This is a genomic window from Microbacterium sp. CGR1, assembly GCF_051062835.1.
Lineage (GTDB): Bacteria > Actinomycetota > Actinomycetes > Actinomycetales > Microbacteriaceae > Microbacterium.
Genome location: NZ_JAOTPG010000002.1, coordinates 660,664 through 686,856 on the forward strand (window position 1 = coordinate 660,664; position 26,193 = coordinate 686,856).

Annotated in this window: 13 protein-coding genes; 1 reads left to right on the forward strand and 12 read right to left on the reverse strand. The window is 69.0% G+C overall.

The window, feature by feature from the left end; translation table 11 throughout:
* Window positions 1–30: 30 nt before the first annotated feature.
* The 6 genes from OD997_RS18080 to OD997_RS18105 all read right to left on the reverse strand — a co-directional run bounded on the left by OD997_RS18080 (window position 31) and on the right by OD997_RS18105 (window position 12,340).
* The gene (locus OD997_RS18080; RefSeq protein WP_434332926.1) at window positions 31–5,952 is read right to left on the reverse strand and encodes an Ig-like domain-containing protein; all 5,922 of its coding nucleotides are present in this window, start codon (window positions 5,950–5,952) and stop codon (window positions 31–33) included.
* Window positions 5,952–7,082, reverse strand: coding sequence for a serine/threonine-protein kinase (locus OD997_RS18085; protein WP_434332927.1), 1,131 nt, complete (start codon window positions 7,080–7,082; stop codon window positions 5,952–5,954). The genes OD997_RS18080 and OD997_RS18085 overlap by 1 nt, the downstream gene beginning before the upstream one ends.
* 148 nt (window positions 7,083–7,230) lie before the next feature.
* Window positions 7,231–7,797, reverse strand: a complete 567-nt coding sequence (locus OD997_RS18090) for a DNA-3-methyladenine glycosylase I (protein WP_056310022.1) — start codon at window positions 7,795–7,797, stop codon at window positions 7,231–7,233.
* Between the two features lie 246 nt (window positions 7,798–8,043).
* Window positions 8,044–8,748, reverse strand: a complete 705-nt coding sequence (locus OD997_RS18095) for a GntR family transcriptional regulator (RefSeq protein WP_434332928.1) — start codon at window positions 8,746–8,748, stop codon at window positions 8,044–8,046.
* A gap of 380 nt (window positions 8,749–9,128) precedes the next feature.
* Window positions 9,129–10,751: a DUF222 domain-containing protein gene (locus OD997_RS18100; protein ID WP_434332929.1), complete on the reverse strand. Its 1,623-nt coding sequence runs from the start codon at window positions 10,749–10,751 to the stop codon at window positions 9,129–9,131.
* A 542-nt stretch (window positions 10,752–11,293) separates the two neighbouring features.
* Window positions 11,294–12,340 (reverse strand): NAD(P)-dependent alcohol dehydrogenase, encoded by a 1,047-nt coding sequence (locus OD997_RS18105; protein WP_434332930.1) that lies wholly within the window; start codon window positions 12,338–12,340, stop codon window positions 11,294–11,296.
* Between the two features lie 155 nt (window positions 12,341–12,495).
* Here OD997_RS18105 and OD997_RS18110 point away from each other — a divergent pair, with 155 nt between their 5' ends.
* Complete coding sequence (locus tag OD997_RS18110; protein WP_434332931.1) at window positions 12,496–13,530, forward strand: hypothetical protein; 1,035 nt, start codon at window positions 12,496–12,498, stop codon at window positions 13,528–13,530.
* Window positions 13,531–13,619: 89 nt separating this feature from the next.
* Here OD997_RS18110 and OD997_RS18115 read toward each other — a convergent pair whose 3' ends face one another.
* From OD997_RS18115 to OD997_RS18140, 6 genes are all read right to left on the reverse strand, one after another.
* Window positions 13,620–15,689: an acyl-CoA dehydrogenase family protein gene (locus OD997_RS18115; RefSeq protein ID WP_434332932.1), complete on the reverse strand. Its 2,070-nt coding sequence runs from the start codon at window positions 15,687–15,689 to the stop codon at window positions 13,620–13,622.
* 151 nt (window positions 15,690–15,840) lie between these two features.
* Entirely contained in the window at window positions 15,841–17,076 is a 1,236-nt protein-coding gene (locus OD997_RS18120) for an HTTM domain-containing protein (RefSeq protein ID WP_434332933.1), read from the reverse strand.
* The gene (locus OD997_RS18125) at window positions 17,073–17,888 is read right to left on the reverse strand and encodes a DUF5819 family protein (protein ID WP_434332934.1); all 816 of its coding nucleotides are present in this window, start codon (window positions 17,886–17,888) and stop codon (window positions 17,073–17,075) included. Before OD997_RS18125 ends, OD997_RS18120 begins: the two co-directional genes overlap by 4 nt.
* A 76-nt stretch (window positions 17,889–17,964) precedes the next feature.
* Complete coding sequence (locus OD997_RS18130) at window positions 17,965–23,472, reverse strand: choice-of-anchor G family protein (protein WP_434332935.1); 5,508 nt, start codon at window positions 23,470–23,472, stop codon at window positions 17,965–17,967.
* A gap of 299 nt (window positions 23,473–23,771) precedes the next feature.
* Window positions 23,772–25,526: a glycoside hydrolase family 3 protein gene (locus tag OD997_RS18135; RefSeq protein ID WP_434332936.1), complete on the reverse strand. Its 1,755-nt coding sequence runs from the start codon at window positions 25,524–25,526 to the stop codon at window positions 23,772–23,774.
* Window positions 25,527–25,528: 2 nt separating this feature from the next.
* Window positions 25,529–26,193, reverse strand: a 665-nt coding sequence (locus tag OD997_RS18140) for an MFS transporter (RefSeq protein WP_434332937.1), incomplete at its 5' end; no start/stop codon positions are given.

The window sequence follows — 26,193 nt, forward strand, 5'->3', positions numbered from 1 at the left end:
GTTGGTTGTGTGGTGGCCGGGCGACCCGCCTCAGGGGCAGGCGCCCGTCACTCGATGGGTGATGGGTGACAGGGTCGCGTATGCGCCCTTCCAGGTGATCTTCACGTCGAAGGCACCGGGGGTGTCGGCGACGGGCGTGACGACCCGGTCATACGATCCACTGGCCGCTCCCGACACCGTGACGACATCGGATTCACGCGCAGGCATGCACTGCCGGAAGTCGACGTCGACGATCGTCGGTGCGGTCGTCGCGGTGATGTTGACCTCACCTGAGCACGAGTTCGTCTGCTGCGCGTGGCACGCGCGAGCACGTACCTGCCCCGGAGACGCATCGGCGTTGAGGAAGAAGTCGTCTCGCCACGCGCCGTACATGCTGTACTTCGCGACGAATCCGTCTTCGACGTTGATGGCCGGGGCCGACGACAGCCCGTACGAGTACCGGTCGCCGTTCTTCGACGGCGAGGTCGCCACCGTGTAGGTCGTGTTGCCGCCAGGGCCGTCGACGAAGGTGAATGTGAACACCGTCGCCGTCGAGGACTCTGCGACGCCGTAGCCATTCGAGGCGCACGCCTTGACGTTGTAGACCTGATAGGCCTGAAGCCCCTGCAGCGACGGCGAGGCGGACTGCACCTCGGCGCCGGAGACCGAGAGCCGGCCATTGCCGTCGGCGCTGCAGCTGGCGTTGCCCGAGCGCCAGGCGACGTAGACGACGTCGAGGCCTTGTGCGCTGCCGTTGGCCTGGGCGGCGATTCCCGCCACGTTGATCGACGTGTTGGATGCTGCGGAGGCGTTGGTCCACGACGGATCGAAGTACGGGGCGCCCGCCACCGTCACCGACGTGCGGAACGCGCCGCCCTCGTTGCCGCCTTCGCCGTTCGGGGGCTGGAACTGGCTGATCGGGACGATCGTGAGGTTCTGCGCTCCGGGCGAGAGAGCGATCTCGGCCTGGGTCGTCGACCCGTTGCGGTTGATGACCTCACCCGTCTCCTCGATGCGGAAGGCCAGTGCGTCATCCGAGGCGTCGATCGCGAGGGCGACGATGCCCCGCCCGCGGTCGGACTGGCCCGGACGGTAGACCGGCGTCGCGGTCGCGTTCGAGACGACCGGCGCGGCATACGCCCAGCTCGTGAGGGGCGAGGTCGTGGCCGACGTGCCGACGGCGTTCACGGCGGCTGCGGTGAAGACGTGCGGCGCTCCGTTGACGAGCCCGTTCACGGTGCAGCGGTATGCGCCTCCCGCGGGACTGCACGACGCGTTCGCCGGCGAGCCGTCCTGCATGATGGTCACTCCCGAGACGCTCGGGTGCGCGCGCCCGGCCTCACCGAGGGGCACCTCGAGCACGACGGTCGTGCGGGTGAAGCCAACGGTGGTGACGCTCGCGGGCGCCTGCGGGAAGCCCTGCAGGTCGAGTGTGAGAGTTCCTGTTCCGGTGCGGCCCTGGGCGTCCGACACCACGAACGGGATGACGCACTGTCCGCCGGGCGCCTGTCCGCCGCCGGGCCAGCTCGCCGTGATCGCCTTGCTGCCCGACGTCGAGATCGAGGCCACGTCGCAGCGCGCTCCCGCGCCGAGCGACATCAGTCGCAGCCCGGAGCCGGGCTTGCCCACGAAGGGGTCGTACTCGCCCGCCACGTCGACCACGTCGATCGTGCAGTTCGGGCTCGTGACGATGCACTGCTTCGTGAAGGTGGCCCCTCGCGGGGCATCCGGCGGAGCGGCACCGACGACGAGGCGGACGGATGCCGAGGGCTGCCCGTACTGCTCGACCGTGACGCTGATGTTCTCGCTGTTGCCGGGCTTCGCATCGGCGCGGGCCTCGATCGTGAGGGTCTTGCCGTTGGGCGTCACGATGAAAGCCGACCCGGAGTACACGACCCGGTACACGAGCGACCCGGCGTTGCCCTCGCGCCCGCCCTCCCAGGCGGCCATGTTGGCGTACATGTCGATCGTCTCGGTCGCACCGGGGGCGATCGTGTGCGAGATGGACGAGAGCAGCAGCTGCGGCTCGGCCGGACGGATGCTGATGGGCACGTCGATGTACGACCAGCGCTCCTGCCCCTTCAGCCGCACGGGCACCAGGCAGGTGTCCGACCATGGAGCCTCGCGGCCCGCCCGGTAGCTCGCGCCGCTCGATCCCTCCGCGACGCACGAGGCAGCCGCGCGCTGGGCGCTGAACTGACCGCTGCCGACCTCGACGGCATCCGATGCGGTCAGATCGACGTAGTCGCTCACGTCGAACGATGCCGCGGCATCCTCGTCGACCACGACGGGCGTCGAGCCAGGCTTGAGCTGCACCTGCATGTCGTCGAAGGCGGGGATGCGCAGGAATCCATACGCGACGACGTCGCGTCCGCCCGACCCCTTGCCCTTGAGCTGGAACGGGACGAGCGCGCCTTCGGCCGGCGCGGTGCCCACGATGCGGTTGCCCTGCACGGTGTATCCGGGCTGGTCTCCCCACAGGCTCAGGGTCAGTGAGGACGTGTCGCCCGACGGCCAGCTCACGCGATCCTTCACGACGTCGATTCCGCGGTCCGCGAGGTCGTCGCGGTCGCGTGCGGTGAGGACGGTGTCGGCGACACTCGGCTGATCGGCGACGGCGCCGTCGGTCACCGTGACGACGATCAGGCCCTGCGCGGTGCTCGATGTGCGCTTTGACTTGACCGTGTAGAAGTAGGAGTTGGTGCCGGCGGTGTCGCCGGCACGCAGCACGACCCGGCCCTCATCGAGGTCGGTGTCGGAATCGATCAACGCATTCAGCCGGTCGTAGAGCGGATTGCCCTTGACCGGGGGCGCGTTGGGCACGAGCTCGGTGATCTCGAGCTCGCTCTGCGCGGGATCGAGGTCGTTCGAACGGGGATCGAGCACGATCGGGGTCTTCGACCCCGCCTCGACGCGCACATAGTCGCTGAAGGTCACGGGGGCGGAATCATCGACATCCGCGTCGAGCACCCCGATGCGAACGACACCCGTGCCCTCTTCTCCCTGCGGGTCGCGCACCGTGTAGCGGAAGCTGGCCTGGCCGCCCTGCACACCGGCTGCGGGGGCCCGGTAGACGATGGACTCGCCGCTCGCCGAGATCGTCGCGGTGCCCGCGCCCTTCTCGGGCTGCTCGATGCCGGCGAGAACCACACGATCGCCGTCGCTGTCCATCCCGTTCGCCGGGACGCGGAGCGAGACCGTCTGGCCGCTGAGAACCCGGCCGGTCAGAGTGGTCGGCGTCGGCGCGCGGTTCGTCCCCGGGGGCACGACCGTGACCGTCACGGTGCCGTTGTCGGAGAGCGACGGATTGCGCTCGAGCGAGACGGAGTAGGTCAGCCGGTAGGTGCCCGGCGTGGTCGGTGCGAGGTACCGCAGCGCGTTGCGGTCGGCGAAGACGAGCTCGCCGGCCTCGCCGGAGCCGGTGACCTCGGGGAGCACGACCAGCGGCTCACCTCGCGGAGCGACGTCGTTCGCTGTGACGCTGATGCGGGTGAGGGAGCCGGCGCGCACCGTGATCGCATCCGGGAACACGATCGGACGGGTCACGGTCGACGGCGGGGTGAGGAAGACCGTGACGGTGCCCTGTACCGCTGCTCCCGATCCGTCGGCGACGGTGACGGTGGCCCTGCCGATGACTCCGGGCTCGCCGTCTTCGGTCGTGCCGTTCACGCGGATGCTCTCGTTGCCGACCACCCGCACATTCAGCTGCGGGGTCGAGCTCACGGCGTCGGACAGCATCAGCACCCGACCACTGGTGTTCTGCACTGCACGCAGCACGTCGACGGTGGTGTCCTCCCCCTCGCGCACGAAGGCGGTCAGGGGCGCCATCGCCAGGCCGGACGAGCCGTCGACGGCGGTGATGCGGATGACCGCGGACTGCTCGGCCTGCGTCGAGACGTCCTGGGCGGTGTACGTCACGACGTACTGACCCGGCTCGGCGACGGTCAGCTCGACCGTGCCCGAGGCCGCGTTCGGCGTGACTTCGAGGCCCTGCGCGGTGGCGGCCGTCTGCACCGCGTCGACCAGTCGGTACGAGCCTGAGCCGCCCGACAGGTGGTCGGAGATGCGGATGGACTGCAGCTCACCCACACGGGCTGTCAACGCGACGGGCGATGCCACGAGGGCAGGGCTCCCGGTGACCTGCACGTCGAGGGTCTTCTCGGCGGTCGCGCCGTGCACGTCCTCGACGACCACGGTGACGGCGATCACCGCATCCGCCGCGTTCGGGTCGGTGTGACGGATGGCCACACGACCGTCCGCCATCGGGACGACCATCACCGGCGATGACGAGTCGGTCTCATAGGCGTCGCTGAGCACGAAGGGGTCGCCTTCGGGGTCGACCCAGCCGGAGAGGGCGGAGACGACGGTGCTGCCGCCGGGGAGGAGCTGAGGGGTCGGCCACTCCTGCTGGCAGGCGTCGACGCCGCACCACACGGGTGCCGAGTTCACGCCCGCGTCGACGACGTTCAGGGTCACGGTCGCCGGTGACGACACCGCGGCGCCGTCGGTCACGGCGTAGGTGAACGAGGTCTGGCCCGATCCCGCCTTGACGTTGACGACCAGCGATTGACCGTTGGCGACGAGAGTCAGGTCGCCGAACGCGGGATCCCCGAGACCACCCGCCACCGAGTCGGGGTCGATCGTCAGGACGTCCTTCTTGTTCGGATCGTGGTCGTTCAGCAGCACCGGGAGGATCACCTGCTCGCCGGCGCGGACGCCGAACGCATCGTCGACAGCGACGGGCGGCAGCTGCTCCGCCACGTCCTCGACGATGATGGTGCCCTCCTGCTGCTCCGTGTCGTCTTCGATGGCCCACTGCTCGAGCGGGATCAGCACGCCGTCGGGCGCGGTCCAGATGAGTCCGGTGCCCGTCTCGCTCAGCACGGCGCGGTCGCCGTTCTCCTGGAAGACCGGTTCGATCGTCGCGGAATCGAGCGCCTCGTCCGGGACGCGCAGCGGCACGGTCTCGCCGTCGGTCCACAGGGTGCCCGCGCCGGTGTCGAGCCAGGCGGCATAGGTCTCGTCACCCACGACCACGGGGGCTGCCGGAACACCGGTCGCATCGGCGACGCGCTCGGACTCGCCGGAGGCGAGGTCGACGGACACGAGCCCGTCGGAGTCGGCGATGAACAAGGACTCTCCGGAAGCGGCGCCCTCCTGCAGGCGAGCGTCCTCGGCGACATCGAGCTCGACGGGTTCGTCTCGGCCCTGGAGCCACAGCTCACCGGACCCCGTCTGCAGCATCGCCCAGCGGTCGCCGACGACGGTGACGGAGAGCCCCTCGCCCGCGTCGGGAGCCGAGGAGACGGATGCCGGATCGCCGAGGAATCGGTGCTCGTCGATGTCGAACCGGCGCACCGCGCCCTCATCAGCCGAGTACAGCACGAGCAGACCCTCGGGCGAGAGCCCGATCGCATCGGCCGTGTAGGTCGGCGGGTCTTCGCCCTCTTCGACCTCGACGCCCGCGAACGGGTCGACGAGCGCGGTGGCCGCGCCGGCGTCGAGCGTCGTCACCGAGACCTGACCGGTGTCGGTGCGGTAGGCCACGTAGGGACCCGCGGAGAGGATCTCCCGCGTACCCGCAGGGGTCGGCTCGGAGGCGAGCGGGGTGCCCGCATCGGACGAGTCGGAGAGCAGGTCGGTCGGGCTGGCGGGGTCGAGATCCCAGCGCTGCCTGTTCCCCTGCGCGTACAGCACGGCCGCAGAGCCGCTCTGCCAGACGGCCTCGGGATCGTCGACGTTGCGCACCGTGTCGATTTCGGCGAGCTCGGTGTTGACTCGGGCGTACTGGCCGCTGTCGCGCATCACCCAGACCGCGGATTCGAGGCGGGGCACCTCCTGCGACTGGTATCCCTGCGCCGTGACGGCGAGGGTGACCACGACGGCGAGGGCGGCGACACCCGAGATCGCGGCGATCAGACGGCCTCGCGACCGGGGCTTCGTCTCCGCGCGGTTGCGGTCGCCGATGGCCATCAGAGGATCCCTGTCAGGTAGAGGACCGCGATGCCGACTCCGGCGAGCACGGCGGCGCCGATCAACGCGCCGATCACTCCCGCGATGAGGGGCGAGCGGGTCTTGGTGCGGGCGGCGGGCAGGTCGTCACGGTCGCGGGGTGCGGCCTGCTGGCGCGCCGCGCGGACGGCCCGCCGCGAGTCGGGGGCCACGGTGGTGATCACGGGCCCGCGCGGCGCGGAATCCGAGAAGCTCACCGGGGCCGCGGCCGCCCATTCGGCGGATGCCGCCTCGAACGCCGTCGGGTGGATGCCCAGCTCGTACTGCGCCCAGCGCAGCCGTTCGGCGAAGTCGGCCATGCTCGCGAAACGCTTGGCAGGATCGCGGTGCATCGCCGTCGCGAAGATCTCGTCGATGATCGGCGGGATGCCGGGCACGGGCACAGCGGTGTATCGGGCCTTGACGATGCGATCGGTGAGCTGGTCGCGCGAGTTCGACCCGCGGTCGGGGCGCTCGAAGGGGCTGCGCCCGGCGAGCAGCGTGTACAGCGTCGCGCCGAGGCTCCAGATCTCGCTCGGCACCGACCCGGAGACGCGTTCCTGCAGCACCTCGGGCGAGCTCCACGGCACGGACATCGCGATGGTCTCGCCGTCGCCCTCGTCGATCACGGCGGCAGCGATGCCGAAGTCGGCGAGCACGGGAGCGCCGAGGGAGTTGATGAGGACGTTCGAGGGCTTGATGTCGCGATGAAGCAGACCTGCCCGGTGCACGGTCTCGAGGGCGCCGGCGATGCGCACGCCGGTATCGAGGACCTCCGCGAGCGCGAGCGGCGCCTTCTTGTACCGGGCGCTCATGGTGTCGGGGCAGTACTCCATCGCGAAGTACGGGCGGCCGTCAGCCGAGATCGATGCCTGGTAGATCGTGACGATCGACGGGTGCGCACTGAGTCGGGCGGAGATGTCGGCCTCGACGTTGAAGGTGCGCAGCACCTCGCGGTTGACCGCATCCGCGAGAAGCACCTTCACCGCAGCGACGCGACGGGGCATGTCCTGCTCGTAGAGGAACACGTCGGCGAAGCCACCGGAACCGAGCGGACGCACGTAGCTGTACCCCGCCAGCGTCGGCGGTGTCGATGCCATGCGCGTTGCCACTCATGCTCCTCACGGTCAGGTGGGGAGACCGCGCCCTGCATGAACCCGGCGCGCTGCGCTGGGCGTTCCCCCCTATCACAGAGTATATCGAGGGGATCGACGATCCCGAGGGTCGCTCGTCGCCCCGCAGCGGCGTGCGGTGCAGGATTCAGGCGCGCCAGCATCCTTCGATGTGGTCATCGACCATCCCAGCTGACTGCATCAGCGCGTACATGGTGGTGGGTCCGACGAAGCGGAAGCCGCGTCGGCGCAGCTCTTTGCTCATGGCCGTGGATTCGGGCGTGACTGCGGGGACGTCGGCGAAGGAGGCCGGGCGGATGCCGGGGGCCGGTGCGAACGACCACATCAGCGCATCCAGTTCGCCGTCGTGCATCGTCCGGACGATGGAGGCGTTGCCGATCGTGGCCTCGATCTTCGCGCGGTTGCGGATGATCCCCGCATCCGCCATGAGCCGCTCGATGTCGGACTCGTCGAACTCAGCGACCGTCTGAGCGTCGAATCCGGCGAAGACCTCTCGGAATCGAGGCCGCTTGCGGAGGATGGTGATCCAGGAGAGCCCCGCCTGGAACCCTTCGAGTGCCATCTTCTCGAACAGTGCACGATCGCCGTGCAGAGGGGTTCCCCACTCCTCGTCGTGGTAGCGGCGGTACTCCGCATCGTCACCCACCCAGGCGCAGCGTTCGCGATGGTCAGGCCCGGCGATCAGAGACGTCATGACCTCACGCTATCCGGGCGCACGGACATGGGCAGGCTTCTGGCGGTGCTCGCACGGATGCGGGCCCGAGTGGCGACTGTGGACGAAAGGTGTGGACGAGCATGCGCTCGCCCACACCCGGTGTCCTGCTGCGCCGGTCAAGGGATCGCTGTGCGATGTCGACCGGGCCGATGGGGAGATCGGTCCGGTCGGAACCGGCGTCGCAGATTGCTCGATCGGCGTGGGGCGCCGGTCGAAGGGTGGCGGTCAGCGAAGGGGAGGTTCGCTTGCCGCACCCCGTCGAGGGGATGCCGCGGGTGGTGCCCCGAGCATCTCGAGGAATGACGCTCCGAAGGCATCCAGCGTTTCGGAGGCAGCATCGTGGCCGCCCTGAGCGAGCGCGGCACGAACAGAGGCGAGGAGTGCTCGCCTGCGTGGGCGCCCCGAGTCGACGTCCACGCCATGGCGGCGGGCCGTGTCGGGGTCGACGAAGAGCCGAAGCGGGTCGATGTGATCGCCGACGATCAGCGGGCCGAGGCGACCGAACTCGCGGCAGATGAGCGCTTCGGCGAGGTCGAGATACCAGGTGAGCTCGCAGTCGGTATCGGTGAGCGGGGTGCGGGTGGCGAGCGCGCCGGACAGTGACTCCGCTCGTGAGCCCGTCAGCGACTCCTTGACGATCAGTCGATCGATGACGCGCACGCGCTCGATCATGTCGACGCACGACCAGTCCGCGACGCGAGTTCCGGCGTTCGGGGAGACGTGCACGAACCGCATGTCGGAGAGACGCGTGAGCGCTTCCCGAACGGGTGTCCGCGAGACCGCCCAGCTGTGAGCGAGCAGATCGAGACGAAGACGCTGACCGGGGGCGAGCCTGCCGCTGATGATCTCTGCAAGCAGTCGCTCGTATGCGAGGCCACTGAGCAATTGAGGTCGCAGCTGTTCCTCGAGGGAACCCATCGACATGGTCATGCCTTTCTCATGGTGCGGAACGCTGGTGAGTGGAGGTCTGCTCGGACGTGCGAATACCTTCAGGACGGAAGGCATCGGGCCGGCATTCACCAGCCAACCTCCTGCGCGGGGTCGCACATCGCCTCGGGGATGCGCGTGCGCGTGCCGAGAGCGGACAACCAGTAGTCGCTCTGCAGCAGTCAGTGCTCGAGGCTCAGCGCTCAGTAGTGCGTGCAGTGACGTGCTGAGTGGCACGCAGTGGTGGGTGGCACTCAGTGGTGGGTGCCACGCAGTGGTGGGTGCCACCCAGTGGTGGGTGCCACGCAGTGGTGGTGGCGGGCGGCGCTCGGAGCGGTGCATTCGATGCGCCCACGCGGAATCGACCCACGGTGTTGGCGGATTCAGCCGGTGCGAGCGAGTTCCAGTGAACCGCGGGGGATCCGGGGGAGGCTGAGCCTCGGTACGCGCCATCGCTGTTCGGAATCCCACCATCTCGGGCCCCGCACCTGTGGGAGGCCCTCGTCCATCCGGATCTCCCACCCGGAGGCTCCGAGGGATCGGTGATGCCACCAGCACAACGGCACACCGTTGTCCGTATGCGTCGGCCCACCCCTCGCATGTTCCGTGACGTGATGGATCTCACACCACGACGCCGGAACATGACATCCGGGGATCAGGCACTCCTTGTCGCGGGCGATGATCGCCCGGCGCTGGTGCACGGTGAAGATGCGGTCGGTGGTGGTGATCCCGATGATCCGCCCCTCGTCGAACAGGACACGTTGGATCGTCCCGGCGCAGGCGACCTGCGCCGCGACCGAGACCGGCACGTGGGCGCCGGACCCGGGGATCGTCGCCCACCCGCCATTCCCGTGGCGGCCCTGGGTTCCGGACGCACCACTCCCGTGGTCGCCACTCCTTCCGGAGACAGCGGACCCGAAGGCAGCGCCAGCGCCGACGCCGTGACCGACGTGCGTGGCGAGGTCTTTCGCATCGACGTTCACGACCAGGACCGGTGACGACCCGCCGAGCGTGGGCATGTTCTTGTGGCGGGCGGCGATCTGGAAGACCGTCGCGAGGGCATCGTGACGCTTCTGCGCCGAGGTCCGGTCATCGAACACACACCGCGGATCCGAGTTGAACGGGTCTGAGTCTGCGTCAGAGTCTGCACCTGCACCCGCATCCGCATCCGCATCCGCATCCACATCGGTGTCGACATCGGCGCCGTCGCCGGGTGCGAAGTGCACGCCGGGCATCGGGGGGCCGTCACCCTTGGGGTTGAGGATCGCGTCGAGGATCAGCTGCAGTTGCGCCGCGACGTCCGGGGTCAGGTACCCGCGGATCGCGTGCACACCGTCCTTCAACAGACCGATCGTGATCCCGCGGCGACGCCGGGAGTCCTCGTCCTTGGGCTCTTCCCCGTCGGGGTCGAACATCGACGCGAGATCCTCCGCGAGAGCTTTCAAGTCCTGCACCGTCGGCGCAGGGCCCGACGCATCCGCCTCGAGATCCTCAGCATCCGCATCATCATCATCGACGAGGCCGTGCCCGCGCGCACACCCTGCCAAGGCGACATCCGCCGCCAACCGTTGATCGACCGTGAGGCGATCCCACACCCGCTCGATCGGACCGGTCGCGGCGAGGAACCCCGCCACCCCGACCACCCCGTCCAGCAGCGCGAGCCGCAGCTCGGACCAGCGGGCCGGCATCCGCTCCCCCGCCAGACTCATCGGGCGTCGCACCAGATCGACGACCGTGTTGACCCGAGACGCCGCCCGCACGTCCACCCGCACCGTCCGCTGCAACAACTCGTTCAGGCCCCGGCACCCCGCCGAGTGCGGGAAGTCCACCGCATCACCCGTCGCGACCGTCTCCACGATCACCGCCTCGACCCGCCGGAACGCGGCCCCCGCGCCCTGCAACACCGTGATCCGGTCCGCATCGGTCAGCCCGGCGAGCGCGTCGTCGGACAGCACCGTGTCGAGGTCGGCGATGACCCGATCCAGAAGCTCCGCGGTGCTGTTCATACCCGCAAGTCAACACGGGACCACCGACACTCAAGACCCGAAACGACCGCGTTTTACCCCAGTTCAGAGGCGTATTCCAATCTCCCAGAATGACGCGGATCGACTCAGTCGGAATGCCACCAGAGACGGCAACGACATGAGAGGAAGTCGATCCGTAGATTCAGCCCGATGAGAATGCCACGAACCGGACGGGCCCGCCGATAGAGAAAGTCACGACCCGCGAGCGGCCCGCCAAGAACACCACCGCAAGAGGCACCTCCCGCAGAGCACAGGCACCTCCCGCAGAGCACAGGCACCTCCCACAGAGCACAGGCACCTCCCACAGAGCACAGGCACCTCCCACAGAGCACAGGCACCTCCCACAGAGCACAGGCACCTCCCACAGAGCACAGGCACCTCCCGCAGAGCACAGGCACCTCCCGCAGAGCGCAGGCACACGCACGAGAGAACGAGAGCAGAGCGAGGACGACAGCCCCTCCCCGAACGCCGAAGTGGCCCCGCTCGATGAGCAGGGCCACTTCGATCACACCTTCATGACGGCGTCAGTCAGCGATGGTCTTCGCGTCGATGACGAAGCGGTAGCGCACGTCCGAGGCGAGCACGCGCTCGTAGGCCTCGTTGATCTGCGCCGCGCTGATCACTTCGATCTCCGACGCGATGCCGTGCTCAGCACAGAAATCGAGCATCTCCTGCGTCTCGCGGATGCCACCGATGTTCGATCCGGCGAGCGAGCGGCGTCCGCCGATCAGCGATGAGACGTTGACGGCGAGCGGCTCGGCCGGTGCGCCGACGCAGACCATCGACCCGCCCACGTCGAGGAGGCCGAGGTAGGCGCGCAGGTCGACGACGGCACTGACGGTGTTGAGAATCACGTCGAACGACCCGCGCAGCGATCGGAACGTCTCGGGGTCACTGGTCGCGAAGTAGTGGTCGGCGCCGAGGCGGATTCCGTCATCCTTCTTGCTGAGGGTCTGCGACAACACGGTCACCTCAGCTCCGAGAGCATGCGCGATCTGCACGCCCATGTGGCCGAGTCCACCGAGCCCGACGACGGCGACGCGGGTGCCGGGTCCGACGTTCCAATGCCGCAGCGGCGAGTACGTGGTGATACCGGCACAGAGGAGGGGCGCGGCGACATCGAGCGCGAGGGCTTCGGGGATGCGCACGGCGAACGACTCGGTCACGACGACCTGCTCGGAGTAGCCGCCCTGCGTGACGGTGCCGTCACGATCGGTGCTGCCGTAGGTGAAGATCGCACCGTTCGAGCAGAACTGCTCGTCTCCGCGCAGGCAGTTGCGGCACTCTCCGCAGGAGTTCACGAGACAACCGACGCCGACGCGGTCGCCGACCGCGTGCTTCGTGACCTCGGAACCGACGGCTGCGACGATTCCGGCGATCTCGTGCCCCGGCGCGAGCGGATAGCTCTGCGGGCCCCAGTCGCCACGGACGGTGTGGATGTCGGAGTGGCAGATCCCCGCGAACGCGATGTCGATCAGGATGTCGTGGGCACCGAGCTCTCGGCGCTCGATCACGGTCTTCTCGAGCGGCGCGGCTTCGCTCGGTGCGGCGTAGGCGTGGACACGGGTCATCGAAGACTCCTCGGGTCGGTTCGGGTGGGGCAGGTCGACACTACGGGGTGAACCTGTGTCGTTCCGGCACTCGGATCGGTACCGTGGGGCTACGACTCCGGAGGGGAAGTCCTATGCGCCGATCATCCTTGACCGCCCGCCTGATCACGATCCTGATGGCTCTCATACTGACGCCGATCGCCCTGATACTGCTGTCCATCGGCGGACAGACGATGAATCTCACATTCTTCTCGTACGGGTTCGACGGGTACCTGACGCCGCTGATCGGCGCGCTGCTGTTGCAGACCCTCGGGCTCGCGCTGCTCATTCTGGTGGTGCTCACCGGCATCTGGAGTTCCGCCGGCCTGATCGTCGTCGGCATCTTCAGCATCGCTCCACTGATCGTCGCGGTGTTCCCCGTGACGCTTTCGTGGATCATCCGGATCCAACCGCGGGGCTGGGGCGACGGCCTCGTCTACGGACTGCCTCTCATCGTGCTGACAGCTCTCGGGGCGATGGGGCTGGTGCTCGCTCTCGTCCGCCGAGACCCGCGTCCGAAGGGCACCGCTCTCGGCGTGATCGGCATCGTCGCCGCCCCGTTGCTGCTGACCGTAGGCGCCTGGGCGATCATCTGGGGCATCGCCGACGGCGCGCTCTACGCCCTGCAGCGATTCCAGTTCGACCTCCGCCCCGCCGCGGCAGCGACGGTCTTCGCCGGCACCCTGCTCGTTCTCGCGGGCATCGCCCTGACGAGGTGGTCTCCCTTCGCGCTCATCCTGCCGGCACTCGCACTGCTGATCGCCAGCATCCTGCTGATCGCCGCTCCCGATGCCACATTCCGGATGCTGTTCCAGCTGCCGCGCGGACTGAACACCGTGGTTCCGACCCTGCTCCTCTACGGCGGCGGGGCAGCGGCCGGGCTGCTGTATCTCACGTTCACCGTCGTGCTGCTGCGTGTCCGGAGGCAGTCGCGGCTCACAGCCAACGGCTCAGCGCACCCGGGCGATGGCCCGCGCGCACAGGCACAGAACTCTGCGGGCCAGTATCCGGGCGCACAGAACGCTCAGACGCAGTACCCGCCAGCGCAGTACCCGCCAGCGCAGTTCCCACACACCGCGACACGGCATCCGTACCCGCCAGCTCCCGGCCAGCAGCCCGCTCCCGGACAGCAGCCGCCTCCCGCACCGTACCCGCCTCAGCCCGAGCCCTGAGAGCGCGCCTCAGTCAGACGACACCGACAGACGACACCGGCCGGGATCCCAGGATCCCGGCCGGTGTCGGAGGAGTCGCGAACTCCGCGTCAGCGCTTGGCGTTCTTCTTCAGCACCTTCTCGAGCACCGGAGCGTCTCCGGATGCCGCGAGTGCCGCGTAGTACTCGCGTGCTTCGTCCTGCCGCTCGCGCTCCGCGCCCGAGGCGATAGGTGCGCGCACGTGCTCCGGCTCGTAGCCGAACGCGTCGACGAGGTCGAGCGCATACGGACGAAGCCGCGTGCACAGCCGATCGATGTACCGCGACACCGCGGCCGCGCGCTGCGTCGACAGGCGCCCGTTGATGAGGTGCCACGCGAGGTGCTTCTCGATGAGCTGCAGGCCGAACAGGTCGCGCAGCCACGTGAGCACCTTCTTGGTGTCGGCGTCCTCGACGCGGTGGACGGCATCGGTGAACGCCTCCCACTGCAGCAGCTCGCCGTGCGCCCGCGCCGCCTCGATCAGCTCGGCCTGGTTCTCGTTGAACAGCTGTGCGCCGAGCACCTTGTCCTTGCCCGCCGGACGCAGTCGACCGGCCACGTCGGCGACCATCTGCTGCACGCGCTCGGCGAGCAGCTGGTGCTGCTGCTCCTCGCGCAGACCGTTCTCGACCGAGCGTGCGACCTGACCCAGGTCGACGACGGACTGACCGAACTGACGCAGCCCTGCGCCGTGGAACACCTTGCCCGCGGTCATCCCGACGGCGAACTTCGCGAGGGCCGCGGCATCCTTGCCCGTGAACTGCTTGGCGTAGTCGGTGAGCAGACGCTTGCCGACGAGTTGCAGCAGAACATTGTTATCACCCTCGAAGGTGACGTAGATGTCGAGGTCGGCGCGGAGCCCGACGAGGCGGTTCTCGAACATGAAGCCGGCTCCGCCGCAGGCCTCGCGCGCCTCCTGCAGCGTGTCGAGCGCGTGCCAGGTCGACAGCGGCTTGAGCGCCGCGGCCAGGGTCTCGAGGTCTTCGCGGTCGGCAGGGGTGTCGGTTCGGCCCGAGAACACTCCGTCGAACTTCTGCAGGAACTCGTCGTGCGCGAAGATCTGCGCGTACGTCGTCGCGAGACGCGGGAACAGTCGGCGCTGGTGCTTGCCGTAGTCGAGCAGCACGACCTCCTGCCCGTCTGCTCCGTCGAACTGACGGCGCTGGGTGGCGTAGGTGATCGCGATCTTCAACCCGAGAGCGGATGCCCAGCAGGCCGCGCCGTCGAGCGAGACACGCCCCTGCACCAGCGTGCCGAGCATCGTGAAGAAGCGACGGCCGGGGCTGTCGATCGCGCTCGAGTACGTGCCGTCGGCGGCCACGTCGCCGTACTTGTTCAGCAGGTTCGTGCGGGGGACGCGGATGTGGTCGAAGCTCAGGCGCCCGTTGTCGATGCCGTTGAGACCGCCCTTGAGCCCGTCGTCCTCACGGCCGATGCCGGGCAGGTCGACGCCGTCATCGCCGCGCAGCGGCACATAGAAGCAGTGCACGCCGTGGTTGACGCCGTTCGTGATGAGCTGCGCGAACACGGTCGCCGCGATCCCGTGCAGAGCAGCGTTGCCGAGGTACTCCTTCGTGGCGCCGCGGAACGGCGTGTTGATCACGAACTCCTCGGTCTCGGGGTCGTAGGTCGCGGTCGTGCCGACGGCCGCGACGTCGGATCCGTGCCCGATCTCGGTCATCGCGAACGCGCCGGGGATCGACAGGTCCATGACACCGGGCAGCCACTTCTCGTGGTGCTCGGTGGTGCCGAGCTGAAGGATCGCGGAGCCGAAGAGCCCCCACTGCACACCGGACTTGATCTGCAGGCTCGGGTCGGCGACGACCAGTTCCTCGAAGCCCGCGATGTTTCCGCCGTTGTTCTCCTCGCCGCCCAGCGACTTCGGGAACGCACGGTGCACGGCCTTGTTCTCCACGAGCAGGTGCAGCTGGCTGAGCACGCGCTCGCGATGCTCGTCCTTGCCCAGTTCGTCCTTGCGCCAGAACGCCGAGTCCTTGATCATCTCGCGCGCCTCGCGGCGGGTGTCGGCCCAGGTGCCCATCAGCAGATCGGTGACCCGGGCGACATCGAACGTCAGGTTCGCGTCAGCAGTGTCGGTGTGGGGGCGAGTCGTCTTCGGACGGACGGCGGCGTCGACCATGAGCATTCCTCTCAGAGGGAAGTAAAGATGCCTCCATGGTAGGTCTGCCACAACCAGGAGCGAACTGCCCTGTGGTCATCCTCCAACGCCGAGCGGGCACGCCGCCCCGCCGCATTGTCGTCAGACCACAGTCGGCACCACGCGAGGCCCGTCAGGCCTCGACGGTCGTTCCGGGCGGAGGCGCGGTCTTCGTCTGCTCCCACCGCCGCTTGGTCCCGGAGCTGAGCCGAGCCCACGTGCGGTCGCGGATGAAGATCGAGTCGATCGCGATCATGGTGAGCGAGAACCAGGGCAGCCCCATGAGCACGCCGATGCCGATGTGGAAGGAGAGGATGCCGATCAGACCGATCAGGCGCGTGGGACGGGTGAGGAGCATGAGCGGGAACGCCACCTGCAGGATGATCGACCCCCACGTCGCTGCGACGACCATCGGCCCCCACGTCGTGACGAGGTCGCTCAGCACCGGCCAGGTGCCGAACCGCGCCGTCTGCAGCGGGTTGTAGACCGCGTACCCCTCTTCCCAGGGAGCGCCGCCCGCCTTGTAGAGCGCGCCGGAGGCGTACACGAAGCACACCTGCGCGGTGAGTGCGACGAGCGCCAGGTTGTGGAACACCGTGCCCAGCAGCGCCGGCTGGCTGTTCGGAGCGAACCATTCGCCGCTCTTCGCTCGGCGCGTGGCATCGAGCGACCAGCGGGCGGCGGGGTCGGCGAAGAACAGCAGCAGCAGCGCGATGCGGAACATGTTGTCGCCCTGATCGCCCACCATGTCGTTGGCCTCGACGAAGCCGACCCACAGGCAGAAGAAGACCGGTAGCACGATGCGGAAGCGCCACCCCAGCACGAACAGCACCGCGAGCGCGCCGAGGAGTAGATAGAGAGATGTATAGAGGACGTCGTTGCCCATCGCCGCGTGGAAGGCGCTGAAGATCCAGATCTTGGGGAACTCGCTGACGGGTTCGACCATCTCGCCGTTCCACGCCGACCCGGATCCGAACGTGTAGAGACGGGTGCCGAAGTTCGCCGCGAGCAGGCCGATCGCCGTGACACCGAACAGGATGCGCGTGACCGCGAGCCCGTAGAGCGCCTTCTTGCCGTTGAAGAGCCAGTCGCCGACGAACGCCGAGATGCGGTCGATGGCCGAGAGCACCATCGCCCAGAGCCCCGCGATCATCGACGACGCGAAGCTCAGCAGGCGCGTGATGAAGGACTTCGGCGGCACGGAGGCCGGAGCGGGTGCCGGTGCCGGCGCCCGCTCCAAGGTCGAGGGAGCGGATGCCGGAGCGGGGGCCGTGGTCGTCGCGCGGGCGGCCGCAGCATCCTTGCCCGTCGCTGCATTCTTCTTCTTCGCGTTCGCGCGGGGCGCCGCGGTCTTGATCGGCGCGCTCACGGCTGCATCCTCTCGAACTGTGCACGGAAGGTGTCGGCGAAGTTCTCGCGGCTCTGGCCGTCCTCTTCTATAGGCAGTCGCCACCCCGTCGTCGAGAAGGTCGGGTCGGGGCGCTGTGCGCCGGGGTCGTTGCGATCCGCATAGGGGACCACGTTCTGCCGGCTCACGCGGTACTGCACCTTGACGACGGCATCCGCGCCCCAGATCGCGTAGGCGACCTGGGTGGCGTATGCGGTCGAGAGGTGTTCCTCCGACATGTAGGCCTCGGTCGACGGGTTATCCCCCTCGAGCTCGTCGAAGGAGCGGACCATCCACTCCTCCCAGTCGCCCTCGGCGAAGTCGAGCCCGACGACGGCCTTCTGATCGGCGTTCAGCTTGTTGAACGCGTTCATCTGACCGCTGGCGACCTCGCTGGACTGGATGCCGGCGCGGGGCGGCATGAGGTTGTAGCGGATCATCGAGAGCTCGACATCGGTGGCGCTCACCCACCCGGTCTCGATCTCCTCGCCGTCCTTCTCTATGACGGCGCGGACGTTGAAGTGGTAGTCCCCGTTGATCGGCTCGGGGGCGAAGACGCTCCACGACTGACCGAACATGGGCAGCATGTAGCCGGCGAGGACCTCCTGCGTGGGGATCTCCCGCAGCGCCGAGTAGGGCGCGATCCAGAGGAACGACGCTCCCACATGCCACAGGGTCAGCAGGCACGCCGCGAACGCGATGAGCTTCACCCACCAGGTCGGGCGGGGTCGTGCCTGGGCGACGGCCGCCGACGCCGCCTGCTCTTCCGGTGAGGTCTCAGTCATGGTGCTCATTCACATCCTTCTCACCGCTGAAGGTCGGAGCCGCCTCAGCGACGGCCCCGACCTCTCAGCGTTCGTGCACTGCGTTCTACTCCGCCTGGACCATCGGCCGACGGGATCGTGCGATCCGCGTCGCCCCCAGTCCGAGCATCAGCAGCAGGGCCGCCAGAGCGATCCATCCGCCCTGGATCTCGCCACCGGTGGTGGCGAGGCCCGAGGCGACGACCTGGAACGTGGCCGCCACACTGCCGGAGCTCGCTCCGGTCAGGGTCACGGTGTGGGTTCCGAGATCGGTGCTGGACGGGACCGTCCAGGTGAAGGTGACCGTGCCCTGGGCGTTGGCGACCTGAGTCCCCAGCGCGATCGGGGCGGAGGTCATCACACCGCTGACGGATTCACCCGGCGCGAACCCGGTGCCGACCGCGGTCTGCTGGGAGCCGCGCTCGAGAACCGGGACCTTGATCGCGATGGCGATCTTGCCGGTCGGGTCGGCCGCCGCATCCGCAGAGGCCGAAGCCTCAGCCGTCGCGGACGCCGACGCCTCTGCAGCCGCCTCAGCCGAGGCGTCAGCGGCAGCCGACGACGAGGCCGTCGCGGACGACGAGGCGTTGGCCGCCGCGGCCGCCGACGAGTTCGGGTCGGCATCGGCCGAAGCCGACGCGTCAGCCGCGCTCGTCGAGGTCGCATCGGTCTGCGCCGCGGCCTGGGCCGCGACCGCCGCGGAGGCGTTCGCGTCCGTGGTGGCCGTCGTCGAGGCATCCGTGGAGGCATCGTCGGTCGCCGCTGCCGAAGCCGCGGCATCCGCCGTCACATCCGCAGCCGCCGAGGCGGTGCTCGTCGCGTCGGCGAGTGCCGCCGCGACCGCCGCCGCCTCCACCGAGGCGTTGCTGTCGTCGTCGGCCTGAGCCGATGCCGCAGCGGATGCCGAGGCATTGGTGTTGACCTCTGCAGACGGATCAGCCGCAGCCGATGCATCCGCCGTGGCGACCGCATCCGAGGAGGCATCGGTCGATGCGCTGGCGATCGCCGCCGCACTCGCGTTCGATGCCGCACTCGTGCTGGCGTCCGACGTCGCCGAGGCCTCAGCCGCGGTGTCGGTCGATGCGTCTGCCAACGCCGCCGCCTGCGCCGCGATCGCCGCACCGGCGTTCGCCTCGGAGGTGGCATCCGCCGTCGCTGCCGTCGACGACGTCGCCGTCGCCGCAGACTCGGCCGCGGCTTCCGCCGCCGGATCGGCCGCTGCCGAACCTTCAGCCGTGGCGTCTGCGAATGCCGCAGCCTGCGCCGCCGCCTCCGCGATCGCATCGGTCGAGGCATCGGCGTTCGCCGACGCGGATGCCGAAGCCGCCGCGTTCGTGTTGGCCGAAGCCTCGGAAGAGGCGGTGGTCGACGAATCCGCGGTCGCCGCCGACTCCGACGACGCCGCCGAGTTCGAGTCCGCCGCCGTCGAGGCATCCGCGTTCACGTCATCCGACGCGTCCGCCTGAGCCGCCGCCTGAGCAGCCACTGCCGCCGAGGCGTTGGCCGTCGAGGTGGAGGTCGTCGACGCATCCGTCGATGCCGCCGTGAGTGCCGCAGCCTCAGCCGCCGACTCCGCACTGGCATCCGCCGCCGCCGAGGCGATCGCTGTCGCATCGGAGAACGCCGCAGCCTCTGCCGCCGCCTGCGCCGACGGGTCGCCGGCTGCAGTCGCGTCAGCCGACGCGGATGCCGAAGCCGCCGCGTTCGTGTTGGCCGAGGCCTCGGAAGAGGCGGTGGTCGACGAATCCGCGGTCGCCGCCGACTCCGACGACGCCGCCGAGTTCGAGTCCGCCGCCGTCGACGCATCCGCGTTCACGTCATCCGACGAATCCGCCTGAGCCGCCGCCTGAGCAGCCACAGCCGCCGAGGCGTTGGCCGTCGAGGTGGCGTCGGTGGATGCGGTGGTGGAAGCGTCCGTCGTCGCCGCAGCCTCAGCCGCCGACGTCGCATCAGCCGTCGCCGCCGCGGAGGCGTTCGACGTCGCATCGGAGAGAGCGGCAGCCTCTGCCGCCGCCTGCGCCGATGGGTCGCCGTCTGCGGTCGCGTCAGCGGACGCGGATGCCGAAGCGGCCGCGTTCGTGTTGACATCGCCCGGGTCGCCCGCGGTCACCTCGGTGGTGTCCGTGTCGCTGAACGCCCCCGACGTGGCCGTGAGCGTGTATCCCGTGCCCGGAACCGCGTCAGCGGGAACCGGATAGTTCGCCGTGAACGCACCGAACCCGTCGGTCGTGGCGTTCACCGGACCACCGACGTCCGCCCCACCGCCCGGCGCCGTCAGCTGCAGCGACACCGTGGAGTTCACAGGCCAGCCCGTTCCGGTGACGCCCAGATTGGTGCCCGCGGGAACGGATGCGGCCGCGTCCACGACGACAGGAGCCGCCGTGACCTCGGTCGTGTCTGTCGCCGTCTGGGTTCCGACGCTCGCCGTGACGGTGTAGCCCGTGCCTGCGGGGGTTCCTGCCGGCACCGGATAGTCGATCGCGAAGCCGCCGATCGGGCCCGTCGTCACCACCTGAGGCGTGCCGATCACCGCGCCGCCCGGTGCGGTCAGCTGCACCGTGACATCGGTGTCGGCCGGCCAGTCGGTGCCCGAGACGGCGAGGTTCGTACCCGCCTCGACGGATGCCGCAGCATCCACCGTCGCCGCGGCCGTGACCGCGGTCGTGTCGGTCGCCGTCTGCGTGCCCACTGTCGCCGTGACCGTGTAGCCCGTTCCGGGCGTCGCGGATGCGGGAACCGGGTACTGCAGCGTGAAGCCACCGGTGCCGTCCGTCGTGACAGTCTCCGGACCACCGACGTTCGCGCCGCCACCGGGAGCTGTCAGCTGCACCGAGACCAGCGTGTTCGCCGGCCAGCCGGTACCCGTGACAGGAAGGCTGGTGCCCGCCTGCACGGTCGCCGCGGCATCGATCGCCGCAGCGGCCGTCACCTCGGTCGTGTCGGTCGCCGTCTGCGTGCCCACGGTCGCCGTGACCGTGTAGCCCGTGCCGGGTGTCGCGGAGGCAGGAACCGGGTAGTTCAGCGTGAAGCCGCCCGTGCCATCCGTCGTCACCGTCTCCGGACCGCCGACGTTCGCGCCGCCGCCGGGGGCGCTGAGCTGCACAGAGACCAGCGTGTTCGCCGGCCAGTTCGAGCCCGCGACAGGAAGGCTGGTGCCCGCCTGCACGGTCGCCGCGGCATCGATCGCCGCAGCGGCCGTCACCTCGGTCGTGTCGATCGCCGTGACCGCACCAGCGGTCGCCGTGACCGTGTACGCGGTGCCGGGCACCGCGGAGGCCGGAACCGGGTAGCTGAGCGTGAAGCCGCCCGTGCCATCCGTCGTCACCGTCTCCGGACCGCCGACGTTCGCACCGCCGCCGGGAGCGGTCAGCTGCACAGAGACCAGCGTGTTCGCCGGCCACGTCGTGCCGGAGACCGCGAGGTTCGTGCCGGCCTGCACCGTCGCCGCGGCGTCGATCGTCGCGACCGGAGCGTCCGTCACCTCGGTGGTGTCGGTCGCCGTCTGCGTGCCCGCCGTCGCCGTGACCGTGTAACCGGTGGCGGCAGGAGTCCCTGCCGGCACCAGGTAGTCGAGCACGAAGGCGCCCGATCCGTCGGTCGTCGCGACCTCGGGGCCGCCGACGTTCGCGCCGCCGCCGGGAGCTGCGAGCTGCACCGAGACCTGCGAGTTCGCCGGCCAGCCGGTGCCCGAGATCCCCAGATCGGTGCCCGCCTGCACCGCAGGCGCGGCATCCACGGCCGCAGCCGCAGTGACCTCGGTCGTGTCGGTCGCCGTGCTCGTGCCGTCGTCGGCCGTCACCGTGTAGCCGGTGCCGGGAACGGTGTCCGCCGGAATCCCGTATCCGTATGTGAAGGCACCGGACCCATCCGTCGTCACGACCTCGGGGTCGTTCACCGGGGCGCCGCCTGGCGCGGTCACCTGCACGGTGACATCGGTGTTCGCCGGCCAGCCCGAGCCGGTCACCGAGAGATCGGTGCCCGCCTGCACGGTGGTCGCCGCGTCGATGGTCGGCACGACCGCAGCCAGCTCGTTCGGGCCGGCCTGTGCATGCGCCAGGACCACGGTTCCGACTCCGCCTGCGCCGAGCAGGTCGCCGACCGTCAGAACGAACGCCTCCTCGCTGTAGATCGGGCCGTTGTCGGGCTGCACGTTGCCACGCAGCGAGACGACTCCGTTGAGGAGTCCGACGACAGGATCGAGCGCCGTGATGATCGTGGTGACTGCCGTCGTGACCGTCGGGACGACCGTCGCGATCACACCCGTCGGTCCGAACAGGGTCGCGTTGATCGGCGTCGTCAGAGCGCCCAGGAGAGTTCCGACGGGGATCGTGATCGGGATGCCGGCCACCTTGAGCGCGATGGTCGCCGTCGCGGTGCCGTTGACGACGCTGCCGAGCGTCTGGTTCGGAACCGAGACCTGAAGGCCCGTGCCGATGTCGACGAGGGTCGTCGTACACGTCGGCCCCGTTCCGACGAGACACACGGCCACGTTGATGTTCAGGGTCGCGGCATTCAACGTGTTGGTGAGGGTGGTCTGGACGAGAGCCGGAACCGTCTCGAGCACGTTGCCCACGCGCGTGATCAGGTTGTTCAGCACGTCGGCCGACAGCACCTCCTCGTTCACCGCGAGGCCGTTGAGGCCGTGCCCTGTGGTGTCGGAGAGCAGCGCGTCGAGGTCGGCCTCGACCGCACCCGTGCGCAGGTTGACCGTGATCACCCCGTCGCCCACGGGGGTGTCGAGCACCGTGTTCAGCGCCGCGTTGACGTTCGTGGTGATCGCGATGTTGACGCCGCTGTTCCCGAGGATCGGGGCGAGCGCGGCATTGAGGCCGGCAAGCGCCTGCGCGAGGAGCCCGTTCGGGCCCGCGAGCGTGGCGACGGCGGCATCGACCGTCGATGCGACGCCCCCGGTGCCGGTGAGCGTGTTCACCAGGCCGCCGATGGCGGGAAGCGTCAGCTGGAGGTTTCCGCCGGCGACGTTGTAATCGCGCGTGACGACGCCTGCGCCGTCGATGGCGACCTCGGCGCTGATGGCCTCGAGCGAGATGTCGAGGTCGGCGACCGCTGACGTCACTGCGGAGCCGAGCAGCCCCTGCAGGTTCAGCGACGCGTTCGCGGGGTATGCCCCGGCGCCGGTGGTGTCGATGACGCCGGTGTCGCTGACCGCGCCGGTCGCGGCGCGCGAGACGCCGGCGTCGGACGACTGCGAGTACTGGTTCACCGCGCCGAGCTGGAGGAATCCACCGAGCGGCACACTGAGGCCACCCGGGATTCCGAGGTTGAGGGCATTCAGCGCCGTGAGATCGAGCGAGCTCGTCTCGGTGACAGGCGTCGGATCGCCGCTGTTGCTCGTGGCGGAGCCGTCGAGCTCGGCGACGTCGTCGAGCGAGATCCCCCCGAGCAGCAGACTGCCGCTGAGGAATCGCGAACTCGACGCGGATTCGTCACCGGGTGCCGCTGTGGCCGCCGTCGGTACCAGTGCGCTTGCGAGGATGACCGCGCCGACGGTCACGCCGGCGATGCCCCCTCCGATGGCTCTGCGTCGCCGCAGAGTCTTCCCCCTCGTGATTTCCATTCGCCTCTCCCGTGATGCAGATGTTCCGCGTCACAAGGCCCTCCCCAGGCGTCGACACTTGTCGACCGAGCGCATGTCCAGACAGTATTGCGGGATCGAGATTGTTTAGTCCAGCCAACGTCCAGACTTCCTATCCGAATCGTCACTCTTCGAGACATTTCGTCGCGCTGTTCTCGAACCGCCCTACAGGCATGTCCTGCGGAGCGGTTCGACAGGACGAATCGACGACCGCTCAGCGCACGCAGAAACGCCCCGCAGGTCGATGCCTGCGGGGCGTTTCCGAGAGGGGCTGGGTCGTGTCAGAGAGCGAGACCGTGACCGAACCGGAAGAGCGGATCGGCGGTGTCGAACGGGACGTCAGGGCGCGAGGCCTCGACCGCCGCCATCGACCTCGGCAGGTCGAACGGCAGCTTTCCCTGGGCATTCACGACGCCGCTCAGAACGTCGAGCAGTGCCGCAGCCGACACACCCCAGTTCACCGTGACGGCGGCCGCCGCATCGGTGATCGGCTGGAGGATCGGCGGGCGGTCGGCGAGCACGTCGACGACCGTCGGCACCACGCTCGCCACCTCGCTCACGTGGGCGATCACGTCGCCGGCGAAGTCCAGCGAGCCCGCGTGGAAGAAGTTCTCGAACATGGTCTCCCGCTGCTCGAAAGGCGCCTGCAGTCGGATGATCGCGAGATCGGCCTCGGCGGGTGTCGCGACGACCGTGCCGTAGGCCGCGGCCGCATCGGCATCGATCCCCTCGACGTAGAGCTTGATCCCGACCGAGAACGGCAGCGATCCATCATTCGTCAGCACCGTGACGGATGCCCGCTGGGCAGCCTCACCCGCGGCACGGAACTCCGCCCGTCCGACGATCTCGTCTGCGGCATCCTCATCGACGTAGGGGTTCTCGAAGAGCCCCAGCTCGAACTTCTCGCGAAGGATGCGGCGGGCCGAGACGTCGAGGCGCTCCTCCGACACCGACCCGTCCGCGACGAGTTCGAGCAGCAGCTCGGGGCAGTCCTCGCCGCCGAACTGATCCGCGCCCGCATCGAGCACCTTCAGCATCCGCTCGCGCGGCGTCAGGTCCTCGACGCCCCACGCCCTGGCGGGGAAGGGCTGGCCGAAGATCTCGGCGTCGTTGATCAGTCCCCAGTCGGTGCACACGAGGCCGTCGAAGCCGTAGCGCTCGCGGAGCAGCCCGGTGATGACGGACTTGTTGAACCCGAATCCGACCTCCTCGTACTCGGTGCCGACGGGCATGCCGTAGTACGGCATCATCTGCCGGGTTCCCGCTGCGAGAGCGTCTTCGAACGGCTTCAGGTGCAGTTCGAACTGCCCGCCCGGGTAGACCTGCTCACGGCCGTACGGGAAGTGCGGATCCTCGCCGTCTTTCTGCGGTCCGCCGCCGGGGAAGTGCTTCGTCATGGTCGAGACGGAGCCGGGCCCGAAGGTCTCGCCCTGGAAGCCACGGACATATGCCGCACCGAGAATGCCCGACAGCTCGGCGTCCTCTCCGAAGGTCGCGGTCTGGCGAGCCCAGCGCGATTCGGTGGCCAGATCGACCTGCGGATGCAGCGCGACGCGCAGCCCCACGGCCGTATATTCCTGACGCGCGATATCTGCGAAGCGCTCCACCAGCTCGGGGTCGCGAGTGGCCGCGAGCCCCAGCGTCTCGGGCCATTGGGAGAAGGGCCCCGCCAGGATCGACGCGCCGGGGTTCTCGCTGAACGAGTGCCGCGGATCGGTCGACAGCGTCACCGGGATGCCCAGTCGGGTGTCTGCGGCGAGGCGCTGCAGGGCGTTCTGCCACGCGGCGATCTCGCGCCCGGTCGGAGCCGCGCCGAGCAGGTTGAAGTGCGTCATGTTCTTGACGTGCACGAAGTCGCGCGCGCTCGGCGTCGCGAAGATCGGGTTCGCCTCGTCGAGGTCGCCGATCGCGATCATCGTGTGGAAGAACAGGCCCGCCTTCTCTTCGATGCTCATCTCGTCGAGGAGCAGCTGCACGCGGTCGTCGACGGGAAGGCTCGCGTCGAGCCAGGGTCGGGCGGTGGTCACGTCTGTCATGGTCACTTGACTCCCTTGATGCGGTAGACGAGGACGGCGCCGGCGAGTGCGACGAGCGCACCGAACAGGTACCAGGTGGTGTATCCGCCGAGCGGCGTGGCTGCTCCGAGAGCGATGATGCTCGGGGCGATCGCGGGAGCGATCGACTGCGGGAGGGCATTGGCGATATTGAGCACGCCGAGGTCCTTCGCCACGTCGTCGGGGTTGGGAAGCACCTCGGTGGCGAGTGCGAGGTCGACGGACAGGAACGACCCGGCTCCGAGGCCGATGATGGCCTGCGCGACGATGACGATCGCGATCGACGGCGCGAGGGCGAGGATCACGAGCCCGACGACCATGATCACTCCGGCGATCGCGACGAACGGGCGACGCTTGCCGATCTTGTCGGACAGGAACCCTCCAAGCGGGGCGGAGATCGCCATGGCGGCCATCGACGCGAGGTTCGCGATGAGGATCGTGCCGACGGCGCCCTGCTCATCGAGCTCGAACTTGTTCACGAGGTAGAGCGGCAGGAACGTCGCGATGCCGGCGTAGCCGAACATCACGAAGAACTTGGTCAGCCACGTCCAGCCGAAGTCGGGGTGCTTGCGCGGGTTGAAGACGAACGAGCCGAAGAATGTGCCCACCGTGAAGCGCGTGGCCGGCTTCTCAGTGAGGCGGCGGTCCT